Genomic DNA, 18,930 nt, shown 5'->3' on the forward strand with positions numbered 1-18,930 from the left:
AGCCTGCGGGAGCGTGGGGTTCATGCGATCCTCCCCAGATCGGCCCGGTGTACCGGGTGGGCGAAGGCCGAGCCGTTCGCGTACCGCCGCAGTTCGTCGACGGCGAGCGCGCCGAGCCGCCCGACCTCGTTGCCCTGGGCTCCCGCGAGGTGCGGGGTGATGAAGACGTTGGGCAGGTCCCACAGGGGGTGCCCGTCCGGCAGGGGCTCGGGTGAGGTCACGTCGAGCACGGCGTCCAGACGCCCGCTGACCAGGTGCCCGGTCAGTGCCTCGGTGTCCACCAGCGGGCCGCGTGCCGTGTTGACCAGCAGGGTGCCGGGGCGCATCAGGCCGATCCTGCGGGCATCGATGAGGCCGCGGGTTTCCGGTGTGTCCGGGGCGTGGACGGTGACCACGTCGCTCGTCGCCACCAGGGTGTCCAGGTCGGTGGGGGTGACCCCGAGGCGGTGCGCCTCGGCGGGGGTGACATAGGGGTCGTACAGCAGGACCTCGGCGTCCAGGACGCGGAGGAGTTCGATGACCCGCCGGCCGATCCGCGAGGCGCCGACGACCCCGATGGTGAGGCCGTGCGTGCCGAGCCAGTGCTGACGGGCCAGATCGGCGCCCGTGCGGTGGGTGCGCCGGGAGCGGAACAGCTCGGCCAGCGGGAACACCCGTTTCGCGCCCATGATGATGGCCGCGAGCGTGTACTCGGCCACCGGCACGGCGTTGGCCGCCGCGGCCGACGAGACGACGATGCCCCGGTCGAAGGCCACCGGCGACAGAAACGTTTTCACCGTGCCCGCGGCGTGGATCACCGCCCGCAGGGCGGGCGCCCGGTCCAGCAGCTCCGCGTCGACGGACGGGCAGCCCCAGCCGGTCAGCAGCACCTCCGCCCCGGCCAGTGCCGTCACCGCGTCCGGTGAGTCGAACTCGCTGATCACGGCGGGTGTGTTCAGGTCGGCGACGTCTTCGAGCCGGGCCCGTACAGGAGGCGGAAAGACGTCGTCGAGCAGTCCGGGGCTCATGACCAGGACCGTGCGAGGCCGCTTGGCCGGCGGTGTCGCTCCCTCGGCCCCGGAACGAGCCGGTGCCTCTTCGGTGGTTCGCACCCTGCCTCCGGACAGTAATCGCGTTCTATGGAATGACCGGCACGCTAAGGAGCCCGGCCCCCGACCGTCAAGCGGTCACCGCGTCCAACTGCCCTTTTTGCTCCATGATTTACGCATACGGGCCTGCGGATCGGTCGGCTGGAACGCCGCGTAACGCAGCCGTTTTCCCGAATCTCTTGACGCTGGGGTTAACCGCTTACTAACTTGCCGCCGCAGAAGGCTCACCACGCGCCACCCAGCCGAACAGGACGCACCATGGCTGAAACAGCACCCCTGCTGCCGAGGGAACAGTCCCTGTGGCAGCGGATCAAGCGGGACCGGGTGATGCTGCTGCTCACACTTCCCGGCCTGCTCTACTTCATCGTTTTCCACTACGTTCCACTGCTCGGCTACGTCGTGGCGTTCCAGGACTACGAGCCGTACCTCGGCTACATGCACAGCGTCTGGGTGGGGTTCGCCAACTTCACGGCGGCGTTCGGTGAGCCGGCGTTCTGGACCGCCACGTTCAACACCCTGGAGATCGCACTCATCCAGCTGGTGTTCTTCTTCCCGATCCCCGTCGCCCTGGCCCTGCTGCTCAACAGCATCGTCAGCGACCGCATCCGGCGCTTCGTGCAGAGCGTCGTCTATCTGCCGCACTTCATCGGCTGGGTCATCATCGTCTCGATCTTCCAGCAGATCCTGGGCGGCGCGGGGGTCCTGCCCGATGTCCTCGGAGGTCTCGGGCTGCCGCGCTACGACATGATGAGCGACCCCGACGCCTTCCCCTGGCTGCTCACGCTCCAGGTGGCCTGGAAGGACGCCGGCTGGGGCACGATCATCATCCTCGCCGCGCTGCTCAACATCGACAGACAGCAGTACGAAGCCGCGGCGATCGACGGCGCCGGTCCCCGGCGCAGACTGTGGCACGTCACCCTGCCGGGCATCGCCCCGGTGCTGATCCTCCTGCTCATCCTCAACCTCGGGCAGATCCTCTCCGTCGGCTTCGAGCAGATCCTGCTCCAGCGCGACGCGGTCGGACCGGACGCCGGTGAGGTCCTGGACACGTACGTCTACTACCACGGAATCAAGGACAACGACTGGGGCGTCGCCGCCGCCGTCGGGCTCGTCAAGGCGGTCATCGGCACCGCGCTCGTCCTGGGCGCGAACAAGCTCGCCCACCGCCTCGGCCACGAAGGGGTGTACCGCGGTGCTGACCGTTGAGAAGACGCTGCCCGAATCCGTGACGGAGAAGCCGGCGGAGAAGTCCGGCCGGCCCGCCCCGCAGAAGAAGTCCGACGGCCGGCCGCCGTGGATGGAGAAGCCGACCCGCGCGGGGCAGCTGGCCAAGGGCCTGGCGATCGTCGTCGTGGTCGCGGCCGTCGCCTACCCGCTGCTCGGTGTCATCGGCACCAGCTTCGCCTCGCAGACCGACATCATCCGTTCCACGGGCCTCGTCCTGTGGCCCGACCACCCGACCCTGGACGCCTACCGCACCATCTTCGCCGGCGGCGTCGTGACCCGGGCGCTGATCGTCAGCATCGGCATCACCGTCGTCGGAACCCTCGCCAGCCTCCTCGTCACGGTCGGCATGGCGTACGGACTGTCGCGCCGCGACGTCACGGGTTCCCGCTTCATCCTGATGACGGCGCTGTTCACCATGCTGTTCAACGCGGGCATCATCCCCAACTTCCTGCTGGTGAAGGGCCTCGGCCTGTACGACACGTACGCCGCGCTCGTCATGCCCACCCTGGTCAGCGCCTTCAACCTGGTCGTCCTGCGCTCCTTCTTCATGAACCTCCCCGAGGAGCTGTACGACGCGGCGAAGGTCGACGGAGCAGGCGACCTGCGCATCCTCGTACGGATCGTGCTGCCGCTCTCCAAGGCCGTCCTCGCGGTGATCAGCCTGTTCTACGCCGTGACGTACTGGAACGCCTTCTTCAACTCGCTCCTGTACCTCAACGACTCCGCGAAATGGCCCCTGCCCATGGTGCTGCGCACCTATGTCCTCCAGGGCCAGAGCCTCAACAGCGCCTCCGTCGGCGAGGCGCTCGCCCCGCAGCAGGCCGTGCAGATGGCGGTCCTCGTGATCGCCGTCGTGCCGATCCTCCTCGTCTATCCCTTCCTCCAGCGCTACTTCACCAAGGGCGTGCTCACCGGAGCCATCAAGGGCTGAGCGCGAGCAGCACCGGCCTCTTCTTCCCTTCTCTCAAGGAGATTTCAGTGTCGAGCTCCACCCCCATCAACCGCAGAGCACTGTTCCGCATGGGTGCGGGCGCCGGACTGGCCGTGGCCGCGGCGCCGTTCCTCGCCGCCTGCGGCGACGGCGGCACCACCGCGAAGGCGGAGGCCAAGAGTGCCTCGCTGCTGCCCACCACCGCGGTCCGCAACATCGGCCTCAAGCCCGATCTGGCCGGCACCGCCGCCGGCGTCCCGCAGGGCTTCTTCGGCTACCCGGCCAAGCCGCTGCGGGCCACCAAGGGCACCCCGCTCAAGGGCGCGTCCCCCATCAGCGTGACGACGGAGACCTTCTCCCCGCCGCCGCCCTCCCGTGCGAGCAACGCCGCGTGGCAGGAGATCGAGAAGCTGCTCGGCGGCAAGGTCGACTTCACCGCCGTCCCGGCCGACGACTACGGCACGAAGTTCTCCACGATGGTCGCCAGCGACAGCCTGCCCGACCTCTTCATGTACCCCGAGGTCGGCGGAGTCGACAACAAGGCCGCCTTCCTCCGGGCCACGTGCGCCGACCTCACCCCGTACCTCGCCGGCGAGAAGATCAAGGACTACCCGAACCTCGCCGCGATACCGAAGGCCGCCTGGCAGGCCGCGATCTTCGGCGGAAAGCTCTACGGCATCCCGATCGCCCGCACCGGCACCGGCGGAGCAGGCTTCTACCGCCACGACCTGTTCGAGGAGATCGGCATCACGAGCCTCGACCAGATCACCGGTCTCGACCGGTTCGTCGAGGCGTGCAAGGAGCTGACCCGCCCCAAGAAGGACCAGTACGCGATCATCGCCGGGGTCACCAACGTCCTCGCGATGTCGGCGGGCGCCCCCTACTTCTGGCGGCTCGACGCGGCCACCGGCAAGTTCACCACCGATCTGGAGACACCCGAGTACCGCCAGGCCGTGGAGACGGCGCGGTCGCTCCACGAAGCGGGCTGCTTCTACCCCGGCACGATCCAGATGTCCGGGGCGCAGAAGGCCCAGTACACGGACATGTTCAAGAACGGCAAGGGCGCGTACGTCTACGACGGCATGCCCACCTACCTGGCGCCGGGCGTCGGCTACATCGCCGCGATGAAGGCGATCGACCCGTCGTACGACCCGCGGCCCTTCGTCCCGTTCGGCAAGGACGCCCTCGCCTGGATGGACAACGTCGAGCTCCAGAACACCCACATCAAGAAGGCGTCCGGCGAACGCGTCCAGCAGGTGCTCGCCCTCGCCGACTTCGCCGCCTCGCCCTTCGGCAGCCAGGAGTACACGCTCATCAACTACGGCGTCGAGGGCACCGACTTCACGCGCGACTCCAAGGGGAACCCGACGCTCACCAAGCGGGGCAGCCAGGACGTCACGGTGCCCTGGAAGTTCATGGCGTCCGCCGTCCCCGCGGTCTTCAGCGCCGACTCCGAGGAAGGAGTCCGCCATGTGCACAACACCCTGAGCACCATGATTCCGATCATGGAGCAGGACCCCACCCTCCAGTACTCCTCGCCCACCTGGGACTCCAAGGGCAGCGGAAGCCTGCTCACGCTGAAGCAGGACGGGCTGAAGGACATCATCGCCGGCCGCAAGCCCATGTCGGCCTACGACCAGCTGGTCAAGGACTACCTCGCGAAGGGCGCGGAGCAGGCCCGGAGCGAGTTCGAGGAAGCCTTCCAGAAGGGGAAGAAGTGACCACACGACGCTCCGCCCTCAGACTCGGCGGCACCGCCGTCGCGGCAGCCGTGGCCGTGCCCGTACTCGGCCGGCCCGCCTCCGCCCTCCCGAACGGATTCGACCCGGCTCCCGGTTCCGACGGCGTCGGCGACCCGCTCTTCCCGACCCTCGGCAACGGCGGCTACCAGGTCGTCCACTACGACCTGACCTTCGACTTCACCCCGGTGACGTACGACTTCACCGCCGTGGTGCGGATGAACGCCAGGGCCACCCAGGACCTCTCCGCGTTCAACCTGGACACCGACGGTCACACCATCGACTCCGTCACCGTCTCGGGCACCCCCGCCACCTGGGTCCTCTCGCCCGGGAAGAGCGGCCAGGAACTCACCGTCACCCCGGCCGCCCCGCTCCACGACGGCATGCCCTTCACCATCGAGATCCACTACCGGGGCAACGGGAAGGCGCCCCGGCTCGGCCTCACCGGCTGGAAGTTCGGCACCGACGGCGGCTTCGCCTCCGCCGCCCAGTCCTCCCGGGCCGACACCTTCCTGCCCTGCAACGACACCCCGTCCGACAAGGCGACCTGGACGTTCCACATCAGCGCGCCCGAGGGCTTCGTCGCCACCGCCAACGGCGAGCTGCTCCACAAGACACCGGGTACGAACGGCTCCACCGTCTGGCACTTCGGGCTGCGCGAGAGGATGGCGACCGAACTCATCGGCATCGCCGTCGTCAAAGGCACCTATCTGTACGGGACGAGCCACCGGGGACTCCCGCTGCGGCACATCGTTCCGCAGGGCCAGGAGGAGAAGTACGGGCCCGTCGTCGCCCGTACCGCCGACCATCTGGCCTGGGTGGAGGCCAAGTTCGGGCGCTACCCGTTCTCCGTCTACGGCATCCACATCTACGACGGGTACACCGACGCGCTGGAGAACCAGACCCTCTCCCTCTTCTCCACCAACTGGTTCAAGCTCAACGCGGACGGCAATCCGGCCTACGAGAACACCATGGTCCACGAGCTGGTCCACCAGTGGTACGGGGACTCGGTCACCCCCGCCGACTGGCAGCAGGCATGGCTCAACGAGGGTCCCGCCGTGTACTACGCGGCCCTGTACAGCGAGGAGCGCGGCTGGTCCGTGCTCACCGACAAGATGAAGGCCACCTACGCCAAGCTCGACGCCGTCCGCGCCAAGGACGGGCCGCCCGGACTCCCCAAGGCCCTCGGCGGCACCAACATCTACGACGGCGGCGCGCTCGTCCTGTACGCCCTGCGCCGGCGGATCGGCGACCGCGCCTTCGACCGGGTGATGCGGATCTGGCCCGAACGGTTCAAGGACCGCAACGTCTCCAGCGAGGACTTCATCACCCACACCGTGAACGTCACCGGTGACCGGTCCCTCGACGCCTTCCTGCGCGACTGGCTCTTCGGAGCCGTGAACCCGCCCATGCCCGGCCACCCCGACTGGAAGGCAGGCGCGTGAACCTCCCGACGAAAGCCGTACGCCTGACCGCCGCGGCCTCCGCCGCCGCACTGGCCGCCCTCCTGGCGGCCCCCACGGCCCAGGCCGCCCCGGACACCCGCACCCTGTACGCCGCCACGAACGGCGCAGGCACCTCCTGTACGGTCTCCCGGCCCTGCACCCTGGAAGGTGCCAGGGACGCGGCCCGCGCCGAGACCGGCCGTGACGTCCGCGTCCTGCTGAAGGACGGCACGTACGAGCTCGAAGAACCCCTCCGCCTCGGTGCGGCCGACTCCGGCGGGGAGGGCCGCACCGTCACCTGGGCCGCGGCCCCCGACGCCGACCCCGTCCTGTCCGGCGGCCGGGCGATCACCGGCTGGAAGCCGAACGCCGACGGCACCTGGACCGCCGACGCCCCGGCCGGCGTCACACCGCGCCAGCTCTTCGTCAACGGCGAACGCGCCGTCCGCGCCCGCGGCGAGGCATGCGCCCCGAGCGTCTGCGACGCGACCAGAACCGGGATGACCGGGGCCAACGCCACCGGCATCGCCCAGTGGCAGCGCCCCACGGACGCCGAGGCCGTCATCCGGGTCCGCTGGCGCAACTACCACTGCCGGATCGCGGCCGTCAGCGGCGACATCCTGACCTTCGCCCAGCCCTGCTGGACCAACTCCGCGAGCGGAACCGACCGCACGGGACCCGCGTGGGACTCCACGACGGTCGACTCCACCCGCTACAGCGGGGTCGCGTTCTTCGAGAACGCCCCGGAACTCCTCGACGAACCGGGCGAGTTCACCTGGAACTCCGAGGCGCGCACCGTCACCTACCTGCCCCGCAGGGGCGAGCACATGACGGCCGCCAGGACCGTCACCCCGCACACCGAGCAGCTCCTCGTCCTCGACGGGGCGCACGACATCGGCCTCAGCGGAATCGGCTTCGCCTACGCCGCCTACCGCCAGCCCGGCACCGACGAGGGCTACGCGGGCATGCAGGCCGGACTCACCCTGACCGGCGCCACCGGACCCGTCGACCACGCGGGCCGCTACTACACCAAGCCGTCGGCCGCGGTGACCGTACGCGGCGGGCAGCGCGTCGTGATCGACCGGGCGAGGTTCGGCCGTCTCGGCGGCGCCGGAGCGATCCTGGAAGCCGGCACCAAGGACAGCGCCCTGACCCGCTCCTCCTTCAGGGACCTCTCTTCGGGCGCGGTCTACGTCGGGGACACCGAGCCGATGCCCGGCACGGAACTCGCCGGTGAGCGGAACACGGTGGCGTACAACACCATCAGCCGCGCCGGCGTCGAGTACACCGACTCCGTCGGCATCTGGGCGGGGTACGAGGCGGAGCTCGCCATCGAGCACAACACCCTCGACCACCTCCCGTACTCCGGGATCTCCGTCGGCTGGGGCTGGAACCAGCCCGAGGCCCAGACGTCCGTCCTGCGGGACAACAAGGTGACCGCCAACCGCATCACGAACGTCATGGAGGCCGCTCACGAGCAGCACGACGGCGGTGCGATCTACACCCAGGGATCCCAGCCGGGCACGGTCCTCTCGGGGAACTACATCAACCGCTCGGCGTTCGGCAACACCGAGCGCGACGGCAACGGCATCTACCTCGACGAGCAGTCCTCGCACATCCTCGTCGAGAAGAACGTCATCACCCGCATCGGCTACAAGTGGGTCTCCAACTGGGCGGATTACGGCATCGAGAACACGGCCCGGTCCAACTGGACCGACACCGCGGCGCCCGTCCTCTCCGGCCGGGGCTCCGTGATGACGGACAACCTCACCGGCCTCGACCGGCTGCCTTCCGAGGCACTCGCCGTCGCCGCCCGCGCGGGTGCGCACGGCGGACCGGTCGAGCAGCTGCGGACGGACCTCGCCCGCACGGGCACGGCCACCCAGTCCTCGACCGACGGAACGGGCACGGCGCAGCTGGCCCTGGACGGGGACACCAACACCGACACCCGCACGCTGTCCGAGCCGGGCGCCTGGTGGCAGGTCGACCTCGGTGACACCCACCGCGTCCGCCAGATCGAGATCTGGAACAACTCCTCCATGACGACGGCGGACTTCGACGTCGTCACCGAGGACGGAACGATCCACGTCGACGGAAAGTCCTTGCGTCCGACCGTTCTGAACCTGGACAGCAGCACCCGCACCGTGAAGATCATGGTTTCCGGGACCGGACGCGTGGCCCTCTCCCAGGTCCTCGTCCACCCCTGACCAGCCAACTGAGCGAAGGAAGACCCATGACCGACCTCCGTATCGGCGTGCTCGGCTTCGGCCTGCGCGGCTCACTCGCCCGCACCGCCCACCGGCCCGGCTCCGGAGCCCGCGTCACCGCGCTGGCCGAGCCGGACCCGCGCGCCCGTACGGAGGCGGCCGTGGCCTTCCCCGAGGCCCTCATATCGACCGGTCACCGCGAGGTCGTCGAGGACCCCGACGTCGACGCGGTGCTGGTCCTCACCCCCGACCACACCCATGCCGACCTGGCCTGCGAGGCGCTTCGCGCGGGCAAGCCCGTCTTCGTCGAGAAGCCCCTCGACATCAGCATCGAGCGCTGCGACACGATCCTGCGCACGGCGTACGAGACCGGGACCCGGCTCTACATCGGCCACAACATGCGTCACATGCCCGTCGTGCGCCTGATGCGCGACCTCGTCCGGGGCGGTGCGGTCGGCCGGGTCAAGACGATCTGGGTCCGGCACTTCGTCGGCTACGGGGGCGACTGGTACTTCAAGGACTGGCACGCCGAACGGCAGTACACGACGGGGCTGTTGCTCCAGAAGGCCGCCCACGACATCGACGTCCTGCACTGGCTGGCCGGCGGATACGCCGAGGACGTCCAGGCGCTGGGCGACCTGATGGTGTACGGCGACAACCCGCACCGCCGCGAGCCCGGCGAGCCGAAGGCCGACGACTGGTACACCAAGGACGGCCACTGGCCGCCGCACACCCAGCGGGCGCTCAACCCCGTCATCGATGTCGAGGACGTCTCGCTGCTCAACATGCGCCTCGACAACGGGGTGCTCGCCGCCTACCAGCAGTGCCACTTCGCTCCCGACTACTGGCGCAACTACACCGTGATCGGTGACGCGGGCCGCCTGGAGAACTTCGGCGACGGCCCCGGCGGCTGCGTCAAGGTGTGGAACACCCGGCGCTCCGGCTACCGCCCCGAGGCGGACGAGATCCACCCGGTCCCGGACGCCGAGGACAACGCGGGCCACGGCGGCGCGGACCCGCTGCTGGTCGACGAGTTCCTCCGGTTCGTACGGGAGGGGGGTCGTACGGACACCTCACCGGTGGCTGCCCGGATGGCGGTCGCGGCGGGTGTACGGGCGACGGCTTCCCTGCGCAACGGGGGCACCCCGCACCACGTGCCCCCGCTGGATCCGGAGCTGGCGGCCTACTTCGAACGCGGCCAGGTCCGCGCCTGACGCGCGGCCGGCGGGGGCGGGCGGGGGCCCGCGGGCACCGGCCGCCCCCGCTCAGGCCGGCGGAGCCCCCGTGCTGCCCCGCAGCACCACTTCGCCCTCGATCCGCAGGACCCGCGACCGCTGACCCGTCCCCGGCTCCCGCAGCGCCAGCGCGATCGCGCTCTCGCCCATCGCGGTCAACGGCAGCCGCACCGTGGTGAGCGGCGGCGACAACTCCCGTACCAGCGGGATGTCGTCGAACCCGGCGAGGGACACGTCCTCCGGTATCCGCAGGCCCTCCTCCCGCAGCGCGGCCAGCGCGCCGACCGCCATCACATCGGTCACGGCGAAGACGCACGTCGGCCGGGGTGGCCCGGCCGCCAGCAGCCGGCGCGCGGCGAGGTAGCCGCCCTCCCGGGTGAAGGCGCCCTCCACGACCCGGTCGAGGAGGGCGCCCGTACCGGCGAGCCCCTCCCGGAAGCCGGCCAGCCGGTCGGAGACCGTGGTCAGCGCGGGCGGTCCGGTCAGCACGGCGAACCTGCGGTGGCCGAGGGCGGCCAGCGAGCGGGCGAGGGCGGCGGCCCCGGCCCGGTTCTCCGGCTGCACGGTGTCCACCCGCAGGCTGCGGTGCCTGCTGACGACCGCGACACGTCCGCCGAGGCGTACGTACGGCTCCAGTTCGCCGTCCATGGCCCGCTCCCACGCCCGGTCCTGGAAGCCGGAACCGATCAGCAGGATCGCGCGCGCCCGCTGCGCGCGCAGCATGGAGACGTAGGCGATCTCGCGGGCCGGTTCCCGGAAGGTCGAGGCCAGCATCACCAGCAGGTCCTGCTCGGCCGCGGCGCGCATCACGCCGCTCGCGATGGCGGCGAAGTAGGGGTCACTGACGTCGTGACAGATGACGCCCACCGTGCGGTTGCTGGAGGCGCTGGCCAGCGCCTGGGCGTGCGCGTTGGGGATGTACCCGAGCCGGTCGGCCGCCGCCCGTACCCGTTCGCGGAGGTCCTCGCGCACCCGGGCGGTGCCGTTCAGGGCGCGCGAGGCGGTGGCGGGGGAGACCTCGGCCTCCCGGGCCACCGCGTCGAGCGTCACATGGGCCGGTGTACGCGCAGGGGCACGGGAGGGGCCATGGGCGGGGGAGTGGGCGGGGCCGTAGCGCCCCGGCGCCGGGTGGATCGGTGTTTCCCGTTCACTCAACTCGACCCCCAGGGGTGCGGTGGTGGCAGGGCCCCGAAACTTCGGGACGACCTATTGACCGTGCGTGCAGACAGTCATTAGCGTGGCGACACCTTATCAGAAAGCGCTTTCTGAAAGCGCCTTCTCCGCACCGGTACACGCACCCGGTAAACGCACCGCAGCATCGCACAGCTCTCGACAACAGCCCCCGAAGTCCAGGGAGTTCACAGTGAGCCAGAGCGCGTTGGCCAAAAGTCCCGCAGAAGTGGCGGGAGTTGCCCGAAGGGACGGGCCGTCGGCGGGGGAGCGGCTCGCCCGCGCGGCCGAACAGAGCTGGCGCCCCGTCGCCTTGCTCCTCGCCTGCTTCGTCCTCTGGTGGGCGATCGCCGCCGGGGAACTGGTGGAGCCCTACCTCGTACCCTCGCCCGGCGCGACCTTCGACGTGCTCACCGGCAAGTCCGCCTATCTGTGGGAGCACAGCTGGGTGACCACGTACGAGACGCTGCTCGGCTTCGTCATCGCCGTCGCCGTCGGCGTCCTGGCGGCGGTTGTCATGGTGTACTCGTCCACGGTCGAGCGCACGCTCTACCCGATCCTGCTGTTCGCCCAGGTCGTACCGAAGATCGCCATCGCACCGCTCTTCGTCGTCTGGCTCGGGTTCGGGATCGCGCCGAAGATCCTGATCGCCGTCCTCATCGCCTTCTTCCCGGTCGTGATCTCGATGGTCACCGGCCTCAAGGCGGTCGACCCCGAGATGCTCCAGCTGTCCGCGACGATGGGCGCCAAGCCCTGGCAGACCTTCCTCAAGATCCGGTTCCCGGCCTCGCTGCCGCATCTCTTCTCCGGGCTCAAGGTCGCCGTCACCCTCGCGGTGACCGGGGCCGTCGTCGGGGAGTTCGTCGGCGCGAACGAGGGCCTCGGCTATGTGATCCTCCAGGCCAACGGCAACCTCGACACCCCGATGCTCTTCGCGGGGCTGCTCGTGATGTCACTGATCGGCGTCGTCCTCTTCGTCCTCGTCGAGATCGCCGAGAAGCTCCTGCTCCCGTGGCACGCCAGCCGCAGGGACGCGTCTGCCACGACCACGTTCTGACCTCGTCGCGAGAAGGGCCAGCCCATGCATGCGCGCAGACTCCTGATCGGTGCCGTACCCCTCGTCCTCCTGGCCACGGCCTGCGGCGGCAACGAACCGTCGACCACCACCAGCGACTCGGGAAAGAAGCTGGACAAGGTCACGCTCACGCTCAACTGGTATCCGTACGGCGAACACGCGCCGTTCTACTACGGCAAGCAGCAGAAGATCTTCGAGAAGCACGGCATCGACCTGACGATCCAGGCGGGCCAGGGCTCGCAGAAGACGGTGCAGGCCACCGCGGCCGGGCAGACCCAGTTCGGCTGGGCCGACACCCCCGCGCTGCTCGCCGGCGTCGACCAGGGGGTCAAGGCCAAGAGCCTCGGCGTCTTCCTCCAGACCACCCCGGCCTCGGTCCAGTCCTTCGAGGCCAAGGGCATCGCGTCGCCCGCCGATCTGAAGGGCACGACGATCGCCGGGACCGCCGGCGACGCCCTCTCCAAGACGTTCCCGATCTTCCTGAAGAAGAACGACATCGCGGAATCGGACGTCAAGGTCCAGAACACCGACCCGGCCGGCAAGATCGCCGCGGTCATCTCGGGGAAGACCGACGGCCTGCTCGGCTACGCCAGCGACCAGGGGCCCACCATGCAGGACAAGGCGAAGAAGCCGGTCTCCTACCTGCGCTTCTCCGAGCACGGACTGAACTTCTACTCCAACGGCCTGCTGGCCGGACAGCGGCTGCTGTCCTCCGAGCCGGAACTGGCGCAGCGCATGGTGAAGGCGGTGAGCGAGTCGTGGGCCGCCGCGGAGAAGGCTCCCGATCCGGCCGTCGCCGCGATGGAGGGCGCCTCGGAGCAGCTGCCCCCGAAGACGGTGCTGGCCGAGCAGTTCAAGACGACGCTCACCCTGCTGCACACACCCTCGACGCAGGGCAAGGCACCCGGCGTGAACACGGAGGCGGACTGGCAGCAGACCATCGACGTCTTCGCCGAGGCCGGTCTGGTCCGCTCGCCCAAGGCCGTCGCGGACTACTGGGACGAGAAGACGGCGCTGAAGGGATGACGATGCCGAAGGAAGACGCGACCCTCACCGCGGCACCGGCCGCCGCCGCGGTGGGCCTGTCGGACGTGGCCGTCCGCTTCCGCAGCAAGAAGCGGGACGTCACCGCCCTGCGGGACGTCTCGCTCGACGTGAGGCCCGGTGAGTTCGTCGCCATCGTCGGCCCCTCGGGCTGCGGCAAGTCGACGCTGCTCAAACTCGTCGCCGGACTCCTGAAGCCGTCCTCGGGCGAGGTCCGCCTCGGTGCCGAACGGGTCGACGGGCCGCGGCACGACATCGGTTACGTGTTCCAGCGCGCCGCCCTCCTGGAGTGGCGCTCCGCGCGGCGCAACATCCTGCTCCAGGCCGAGATCCGGAAGATGCCCACGGCCCAGGCACGCGGGCGAGCCGACGAACTGATCCGGATGACCGGCCTCGGCGGATTCGAGGACGCGTATCCGCACGAGCTGTCCGGCGGCATGCAGCAACGGGTGGCCCTGTGCCGGGCGTTGCTGCACGAGCCGCCGGTGCTGCTGATGGACGAGCCGTTCGGCGCGCTCGACGCCCTGACCCGGGAGCAGATGAACACGGAGCTCAACCGGATCTGGCGGGAGACCGGCACCACGGTGCTGCTCGTCACCCACTCGATCTCGGAGGCGGTCTATCTGGCCGACCGGGTCGTGGTGATGAGCCCGCGTCCGGGCACCATCACCGAGCTCATCGACGTGGGTCTGCCGCCCGAGCGGGAGTACGCCGAGACGCTGGGCCGGCCGGAGTTCCGTGACGCGGCGGCGCACATCCGCGGCCTGCTGGGCGCGGTCTCGGCGCACGACTGACGAGGACGGGGGGATGCGCGGCCCGGGCCGCACATCCCCCCGTCCCGCACGGCCTTCCTGCTCACTCCAGGGCGAACGCGTCCGCCGGCAGCTCCATCTGCGCGGCCGGCAGCGTTTCGCCCCGGTGCCCATGCCCGCGAACTGACCTGCTGCTTCGAGCCCGACGGAGCCGTGCAGCTGCGCCCACGCGAGCACCGCCCCCGCCGGCGCGCGGGCGGACGCCCCGGTGCCACCGGCGGCATCCGGTGCGTACCGGGCGACCCACGCTCCCACCGCCCCGTCCGTGCCACGGACCCGTGCCCACCCCGCTGTCCACGACGGTGGACGCCACGCTCGCCCGGTACAGGGGCCTGCTCGCCGCCCGCTGAGCGCGGTCCGGCCCCGGGCGGGACGAACCGCCCCGCCCGGGGCCGGACCCATGCGCGCCGCGCCGCTCAGTACCGCAGTCGCGACAGGTACGTATAGCTGGCGAGCGCCGAGGCGAACGGGTCGGCCGGAGCGTCGTGCTCCACCAGCCACTGCTTCACCCCGCCCTGCCGCGCCGTGTCGAACATGGCCGGGAAGTCCAGCACCCCGGACCCGACATCGGCGAAACTGCCGTCGGGCGCCATGTCCTTCACGTGGAGGGCCGGGAACCGGCCCGGATGACGGACGAAGAGCTCACCCGGCGCCGACGCTCCTCCGTCGGCCGCCCAGTACAGATCCAGCTCGAAACCGACCAGCTCGGGATCGGTCTCGTTCAGCAGGATGTCGTACAGGTTGACCCCGTCCACGACCTGATGGTCGCTGCCGTGGTTGTGGTAGAGCAGCTTCAGTCCGGCCTCGCGGGCGGCGAGCCCGATCCGGTTGAACTCCCGTGCCACCTCCCGGTATCCGGCCGGCGAGTGCAGCGACCCCGGCAGGCTGGGGACGACGATCCACTTCCCGCCGAGGGTGTGGACGTCCTCCAGTGCCTTCGGCAGCCCGGCGCCCCGGACGATGTCGTACCCGACGTGTTCGAGGACCGCCTTCAGCCGGGTCTCGTCGAGCATCCGACGGATGTCCGCCGCACTGTGACCGTGCCGCCCGCTCACCCCGACCGTCGCGTAGCCGATCTCGGCGAGCTGCGCCAGCGTCCCCTTGAAGTCGACGGCCAGTCGCGTACGCATCGTGTACAGGTGCATTCCGATTCCGGACGGCGGCACCGGCCGGCACGGGCCGCTCTCCGAAGCGGAGGCCGCGCCCGTACCGAGACCGACGGCCGCCGCGGCCCCCAGGGCCGTACCGAGGAAGGCTCTTCGTGTGCCGTTCATGTCTGTCCCCTCTCAACTCACGTCGATGCGAACGGAACCGGTGCTCGTGTCGCCCTTGTCGTCGGTCACCGTCAGATGCGCGGTGTACGCACCCGGACGGCCGTAGACGTGGGTGGCCGTCGCCCCCTCGGGTGCGGAGGGCTTCACGTTGTCCCCGAAGTCCCAGTGGTACGAGGCGATCGTGCGACCCGCCACGGGCTCGACCGCACTGCTCAGCGCGACCGTCAGGGGCGACGTCCCGGCCGCCGGGGTGGCGGTGACCTCGACCTCCGTGCCCGGCGTCTTCTGGACTCCCGGGCCGTTGAAGTGCAGCCAGTCGACGGCGAACAGATCGGACTTCTCGCTGCTCCACTCCGGGTTCGCGAACACCGCGTAGAGCTTCACGCTGCTCCCGGGGTCCGCCAGCTCCGTCGTCGGGGAGACGACCTTGCCCCAGTCACCCGTGTTCGGAACGGTCACCTTCCCGAGGAGCGGGCCCGTCGGCGATCCGGACCGGAACTCGACGCTCCCGCCGATCCCACCCGACGCCGCGCCCACCGTCACCGAGTCGACGCCCTTCAGATGCACCGGATCGAAGCTGATCCAGTCGCCGTCCTCGATCTCGGTCAGCCGCTTGCCGCCGGAGGCATCGGTCCTCGAACCGATCACGGCACCGTCGTGCGTACCGCCGGTCGTCGTGAAGTGCTCCGCCTCGCGGAAGGAGGTCCGCAGTGTCAGCGAGGTGGAACCGGTGAGGGCGGGGGCGTCCGGAGCGCCCTTGTCCGTGTACTGCGCGGTGATGCCGTAGTACAGGTTCTGTCCCGGCCCGTGACTGTCCCCGGCGTCCGTGGCGATCTCGCCCGTGCAGCCGGTGTAGTTGTCCAGCGGATGCAGATGGGTGTCGTGGCCGAGCTGCGACTGCACCACCACGCGCGAGCAGTCGATCGGACCGCTCCTGCCGTCCTCCTTGTCCTGGACCTTCACGGTGAACGGAATCGTGTCGCCGAAGCTGAACATCCCGCCGTTGGGCGGCTGTTTGATCGTCACGACCGGACGGGTGTTGCCGACGGTGATGTCCTGCACGGCCAGTGCCGTCAGATCGCCCGGCCCGGTGACCGTCAGACGCGCCGTGAACACACCCTTGGTGCGGTAGGTGTGGGACGGGTTCGCCTCGGTCGAGTCGGTGGTTCCGTTGCCGTCGAAGTCCCAGGCATAGGTGACCTGCTGACCGCCCGGGAGACCCGAACCCGCACTGGAGAAGGCGACGGTGAGAGGTGGGGGACCGTTGTCGCGGTCCGCCGTGATCTTCGCGTCGGGCAACCGGCCGTCACCGACGTAGTCGATCCGGTAGATGCCCGCTCCCTCGTTGCTGCCACCCCGTCCGGTGCCGCTGCCGAGACCGAAGTCGATGACGTAGAGCGCGCCGTCCGGGCCGAAGTCGGCGTCGAACGGCTGGTTCCACTTCATGTCCTCGAAGATGCCGTTGATCGACTGGACGTCACCCGCGGCAGCGGGCGCGAACCGGGGATCGGTGAACGTCTGGTCCTTCTGCTGGATCGAGAACGTCTTGAACCAGCGCCGGGTCAGCTCGTAGTTCAGCCACTTCCCCTCGAAGTACTCCGGGAACTTGGTGCGGTAGGTGTTGGCCGGGTCGTAGTCGTAGACGGGACCGCTCATCGGGCCGCCGCCCCCGGTGCCCAGCTCGGGGAACCGGGGCGACGCCGAGTAGGCGTACCAGACCGTGGCCGGCTGGGCGGGCGGCAGGTCCCGGAGCCCGGTGTTGTTCGGGGAGTCGTTGACGAGCGCCCCGCAGTCGAACTTCGGACCCGAGGTCTTCGTGACGAAGTCGTAGTCGTTGAAAGGGGTGTTGTCGCCGACGCAGTAAGGCCATCCGAAGTTGCCGGCCTTGGCGATACGGGTGTACTCGACGGTGCCCTCGGGGCCCCGGTCCGCGACCGCCGAGCGGGCGTCCGGCCCGTAGTCGGCGACCAGGAGGGCGCCGTCGGCCGGGTCCGTGGTGATTCGGAACGGATTGCGCATCCCCATGGCGTAGATCTCGGGCCGGGTCTTCTCCGTGCCCGGCGCGAAGAGATTGCCCTCCGGAACCGTGTACGTGCCGTCGTCCTGCGGGGTGATCCGCAGGACCTTGCCCCGGAGGTCGTTCGTGTTGCCGGAAGTGCCCTGGGCGTCCCAGGCGCGCCGGCCCTCGCCCTCGTCGATCGGGGCGAAGCCGTCCGAGGCGAACGGGTCGGTGTTGTCCCCCGTCGCCGCGTACAGATTCCCGTTCTTGTCGAAGGCGAGCGAACCGGCCATGTGGGAGTTGGCCCGGCCCTCGCCCCGGAAGGTCGGGACGGTCAGCAGCCGTTTCTCGGAGGCGGGATCGACCGTGCTGCCGGTGACGGTGAAGCGCGACAGGTTCAGCCGCTTCTCGGTCTTGTCCGAATGCAGCAGATAGAGCCAGTGGTTCTCCGCGAATCCCGGATCGAGGGCGAGACCCAGCAGCCCGTCGGACTGGCTGGTCATCTCCGGCGTGTACGCGAGGTCCAGCGCCGTGGTCACCTTCATCGTCTGCTGGTCGATGACCTTCAGCTTCCCGGTGCGCTGCGCGAAGAACACGCGGCGGTCGGGGGCGACGGCCAGCTCGAACGGGTCGGCCAGATCGCTGGTGACCAGGGGGGTGCGCTGGAAGGCGCCGGTGCGCGTCGCGGTGCAGTCGCCCGGCTTCGCACCGGCGGCCCACTCGATTCCGCCCAGCAGATGCTTGACGAAGCCCTCCTCCTGGAAGGCCGACGAGGCGTGTCCGCCCGCGGTGAACCAGGAGCGTCCGCCGTCGTAGTTCTGGCACCAGGACCACGGGTGGTCCACACCCTCGTCGAGACCGGTGATGCCGTCACGCACCTTGATCTGGGCGAGCGTGTGCACCTTGGAGGTGGGGTTGGTGCGCCAGTTGTACCACTCCTCCGTACGCTCCCAGAGCTCCGGAAGGTCCTTGGTGGAGGGGTGGGCGTGGTCCAGGACCTTGACCCGGCCGGTCTGGACGGCCGGGTGCTGGTCGAAGATCGCGCCGACGAGGCCCTCGTACCAGTCCCAGTCGCGCTCACTGGCGGACGCGGCGTGCAGGCCGACCCAGCCGCCGCCCGCGCGGATGAACCGCTGCAGGGCCGCGCGCTCGTCGGCGCTCAGCAGGTCCCCCTTCTCGGGGGTGGAGTTGGTGTTGTTGAAGACGATGGCCTGGAAGCGGGAGAGGTCGGAGTCGTTGAACACGGCCGAATCGACGGTCGCTTCCACCTCGAAGCCGTTCTCGGTACCCAGTTTCCTGATCGCTTCGATTCCGGCGGGAATCGAGTCGTGGGAGAAGTTGGTGACCTCCGAATAGACGAGGACACGGAAAGGCGCTGCCTGGGCCGGTGGCGGAGAGGCCACCAGAAGGCCGAGGATCAGCGCGAGTAAGGAGGCGAGGGCGAAGAGGGGGGAGGGGAATCTTCGCGCCGGACCCGTACGGAACTGACGACTACTCATGGGCGCTCCCTGTGCGGTAGATGCCGACTGCGGGATTAAGAAAGCGCTTTCTGGAGTACGCCGTTCAGCGTAGGTTCCCGACTTCCGCGGGGTCAATGGGTCGGTAGCGACCTCTGTGACGTACCGACGCCGTCGAGTGGCACGGTGGCTCCCGCCGATGGTCGGTGCCGGACGTTACGGTCGGA

Annotated in this window: 13 protein-coding genes; 9 read left to right on the top strand and 4 right to left on the bottom strand. The window is 69.7% G+C overall.

All coding sequences use genetic code 11. The features are described 5' to 3' along the window. Positions 1-20: 20 nt before the first annotated feature. A complete protein-coding gene (locus tag OG230_RS31120) occupies positions 21-1,007 on the bottom strand; it encodes a hydroxyacid dehydrogenase (protein ID WP_328907068.1) in 987 nt (328 codons plus the stop codon). Positions 1,008-1,415: 408 nt separating this feature from the next. On the opposite strand from OG230_RS31120, the gene OG230_RS31125 reads away from it, so the two are divergent. The 6 genes from OG230_RS31125 to OG230_RS31150 all read left to right on the top strand — a co-directional run bounded on the left by OG230_RS31125 (position 1,416) and on the right by OG230_RS31150 (position 9,851). Continuing rightward, positions 1,416-2,294, top strand: coding sequence for an ABC transporter permease (locus tag OG230_RS31125; protein ID WP_443051612.1), 879 nt, complete (start codon positions 1,416-1,418; stop codon positions 2,292-2,294). Between the two features lie 91 nt (positions 2,295-2,385). After that, complete coding sequence (locus OG230_RS31130; RefSeq protein ID WP_328911597.1) at positions 2,386-3,246, top strand: carbohydrate ABC transporter permease; 861 nt, start codon at positions 2,386-2,388, stop codon at positions 3,244-3,246. Between the two features lie 47 nt (positions 3,247-3,293). Beyond that, a complete protein-coding gene (locus OG230_RS31135) occupies positions 3,294-4,967 on the top strand; it encodes an extracellular solute-binding protein (protein ID WP_328907070.1) in 1,674 nt (557 codons plus the stop codon). Beyond that, positions 4,964-6,430 carry a M1 family metallopeptidase gene (locus OG230_RS31140; RefSeq protein WP_328907071.1) on the top strand — a complete coding sequence of 489 codons (1,467 nt, stop codon included), beginning with the start codon at positions 4,964-4,966 and terminating at the stop codon, positions 6,428-6,430. The genes OG230_RS31135 and OG230_RS31140 overlap by 4 nt, the downstream gene beginning before the upstream one ends. Beyond that, a complete protein-coding gene (locus OG230_RS31145) occupies positions 6,427-8,637 on the top strand; it encodes a right-handed parallel beta-helix repeat-containing protein (RefSeq protein ID WP_328907072.1) in 2,211 nt (736 codons plus the stop codon). The genes OG230_RS31140 and OG230_RS31145 overlap by 4 nt, the downstream gene beginning before the upstream one ends. Before the next feature lie 26 nt (positions 8,638-8,663). Continuing rightward, complete coding sequence (locus tag OG230_RS31150) at positions 8,664-9,851, top strand: Gfo/Idh/MocA family protein (RefSeq protein WP_328907073.1); 1,188 nt, start codon at positions 8,664-8,666, stop codon at positions 9,849-9,851. Between the two features lie 51 nt (positions 9,852-9,902). Here OG230_RS31150 and OG230_RS31155 read toward each other — a convergent pair whose 3' ends face one another. Beyond that, positions 9,903-10,922 carry a LacI family DNA-binding transcriptional regulator gene (locus OG230_RS31155; protein WP_328907074.1) on the bottom strand — a complete coding sequence of 340 codons (1,020 nt, stop codon included), beginning with the start codon at positions 10,920-10,922 and terminating at the stop codon, positions 9,903-9,905. A 313-nt stretch (positions 10,923-11,235) separates the two neighbouring features. Between OG230_RS31155 and OG230_RS31160 the strand changes: the two genes are divergently transcribed. From OG230_RS31160 to OG230_RS31170, 3 genes are read left to right on the top strand one after another with little or no spacing between them, the layout of a single operon-like run. Then, complete coding sequence (locus OG230_RS31160; protein WP_328907075.1) at positions 11,236-12,099, top strand: ABC transporter permease; 864 nt, start codon at positions 11,236-11,238, stop codon at positions 12,097-12,099. A gap of 24 nt (positions 12,100-12,123) precedes the next feature. Continuing rightward, entirely contained in the window at positions 12,124-13,143 is a 1,020-nt protein-coding gene (locus tag OG230_RS31165; protein ID WP_328907076.1) for an ABC transporter substrate-binding protein, read from the top strand. Then, complete coding sequence (locus tag OG230_RS31170; RefSeq protein WP_328907077.1) at positions 13,140-13,955, top strand: ABC transporter ATP-binding protein; 816 nt, start codon at positions 13,140-13,142, stop codon at positions 13,953-13,955. The genes OG230_RS31165 and OG230_RS31170 overlap by 4 nt, the downstream gene beginning before the upstream one ends. 434 nt (positions 13,956-14,389) lie before the next feature. Here OG230_RS31170 and OG230_RS31175 read toward each other — a convergent pair whose 3' ends face one another. Both OG230_RS31175 and OG230_RS31180 read right to left on the bottom strand, forming a co-directional pair. After that, positions 14,390-15,247 carry a sugar phosphate isomerase/epimerase family protein gene (locus OG230_RS31175; protein WP_328907078.1) on the bottom strand — a complete coding sequence of 286 codons (858 nt, stop codon included), beginning with the start codon at positions 15,245-15,247 and terminating at the stop codon, positions 14,390-14,392. Positions 15,248-15,259: 12 nt separating this feature from the next. Next, the gene (locus OG230_RS31180) at positions 15,260-18,745 is read right to left on the bottom strand and encodes a ThuA domain-containing protein (RefSeq protein WP_328907079.1); all 3,486 of its coding nucleotides are present in this window, start codon (positions 18,743-18,745) and stop codon (positions 15,260-15,262) included. Positions 18,746-18,930 lie beyond the last annotated feature (185 nt).

The organism is Streptomyces sp. NBC_00234 (genome assembly GCF_036195325.1).
In the GTDB taxonomy this organism is placed as follows: domain Bacteria; phylum Actinomycetota; class Actinomycetes; order Streptomycetales; family Streptomycetaceae; genus Streptomyces.

What these genes read in the sequence shown, in the direction of transcription:
- OG230_RS31150 (WP_328907073.1), top strand. Translation starts at nt 8,664, where the DNA reads ATGACCGACCTCCGTATCGGCGTGCTCGGCTTCGGCCTGCGCGGCTCA.
- OG230_RS31170 (WP_328907077.1), top strand. Translation starts at nt 13,140, where the DNA reads ATGACGATGCCGAAGGAAGACGCGACCCTCACCGCGGCACCGGCCGCC.
- OG230_RS31175 (WP_328907078.1), bottom strand. Translation starts at nt 15,247, where the DNA reads ATGAACGGCACACGAAGAGCCTTCCTCGGTACGGCCCTGGGGGCCGCG.
- OG230_RS31120 (WP_328907068.1), bottom strand. Translation starts at nt 1,007, where the DNA reads ATGAGCCCCGGACTGCTCGACGACGTCTTTCCGCCTCCTGTACGGGCC.
- OG230_RS31180 (WP_328907079.1), bottom strand. Translation starts at nt 18,745, where the DNA reads ATGAGTAGTCGTCAGTTCCGTACGGGTCCGGCGCGAAGATTCCCCTCC.
- OG230_RS31165 (WP_328907076.1), top strand. Translation starts at nt 12,124, where the DNA reads ATGCATGCGCGCAGACTCCTGATCGGTGCCGTACCCCTCGTCCTCCTG.
- OG230_RS31130 (WP_328911597.1), top strand. Translation starts at nt 2,386, where the DNA reads ATGGAGAAGCCGACCCGCGCGGGGCAGCTGGCCAAGGGCCTGGCGATC.
- OG230_RS31125 (WP_443051612.1), top strand. Translation starts at nt 1,416, where the DNA reads ATGCTGCTGCTCACACTTCCCGGCCTGCTCTACTTCATCGTTTTCCAC.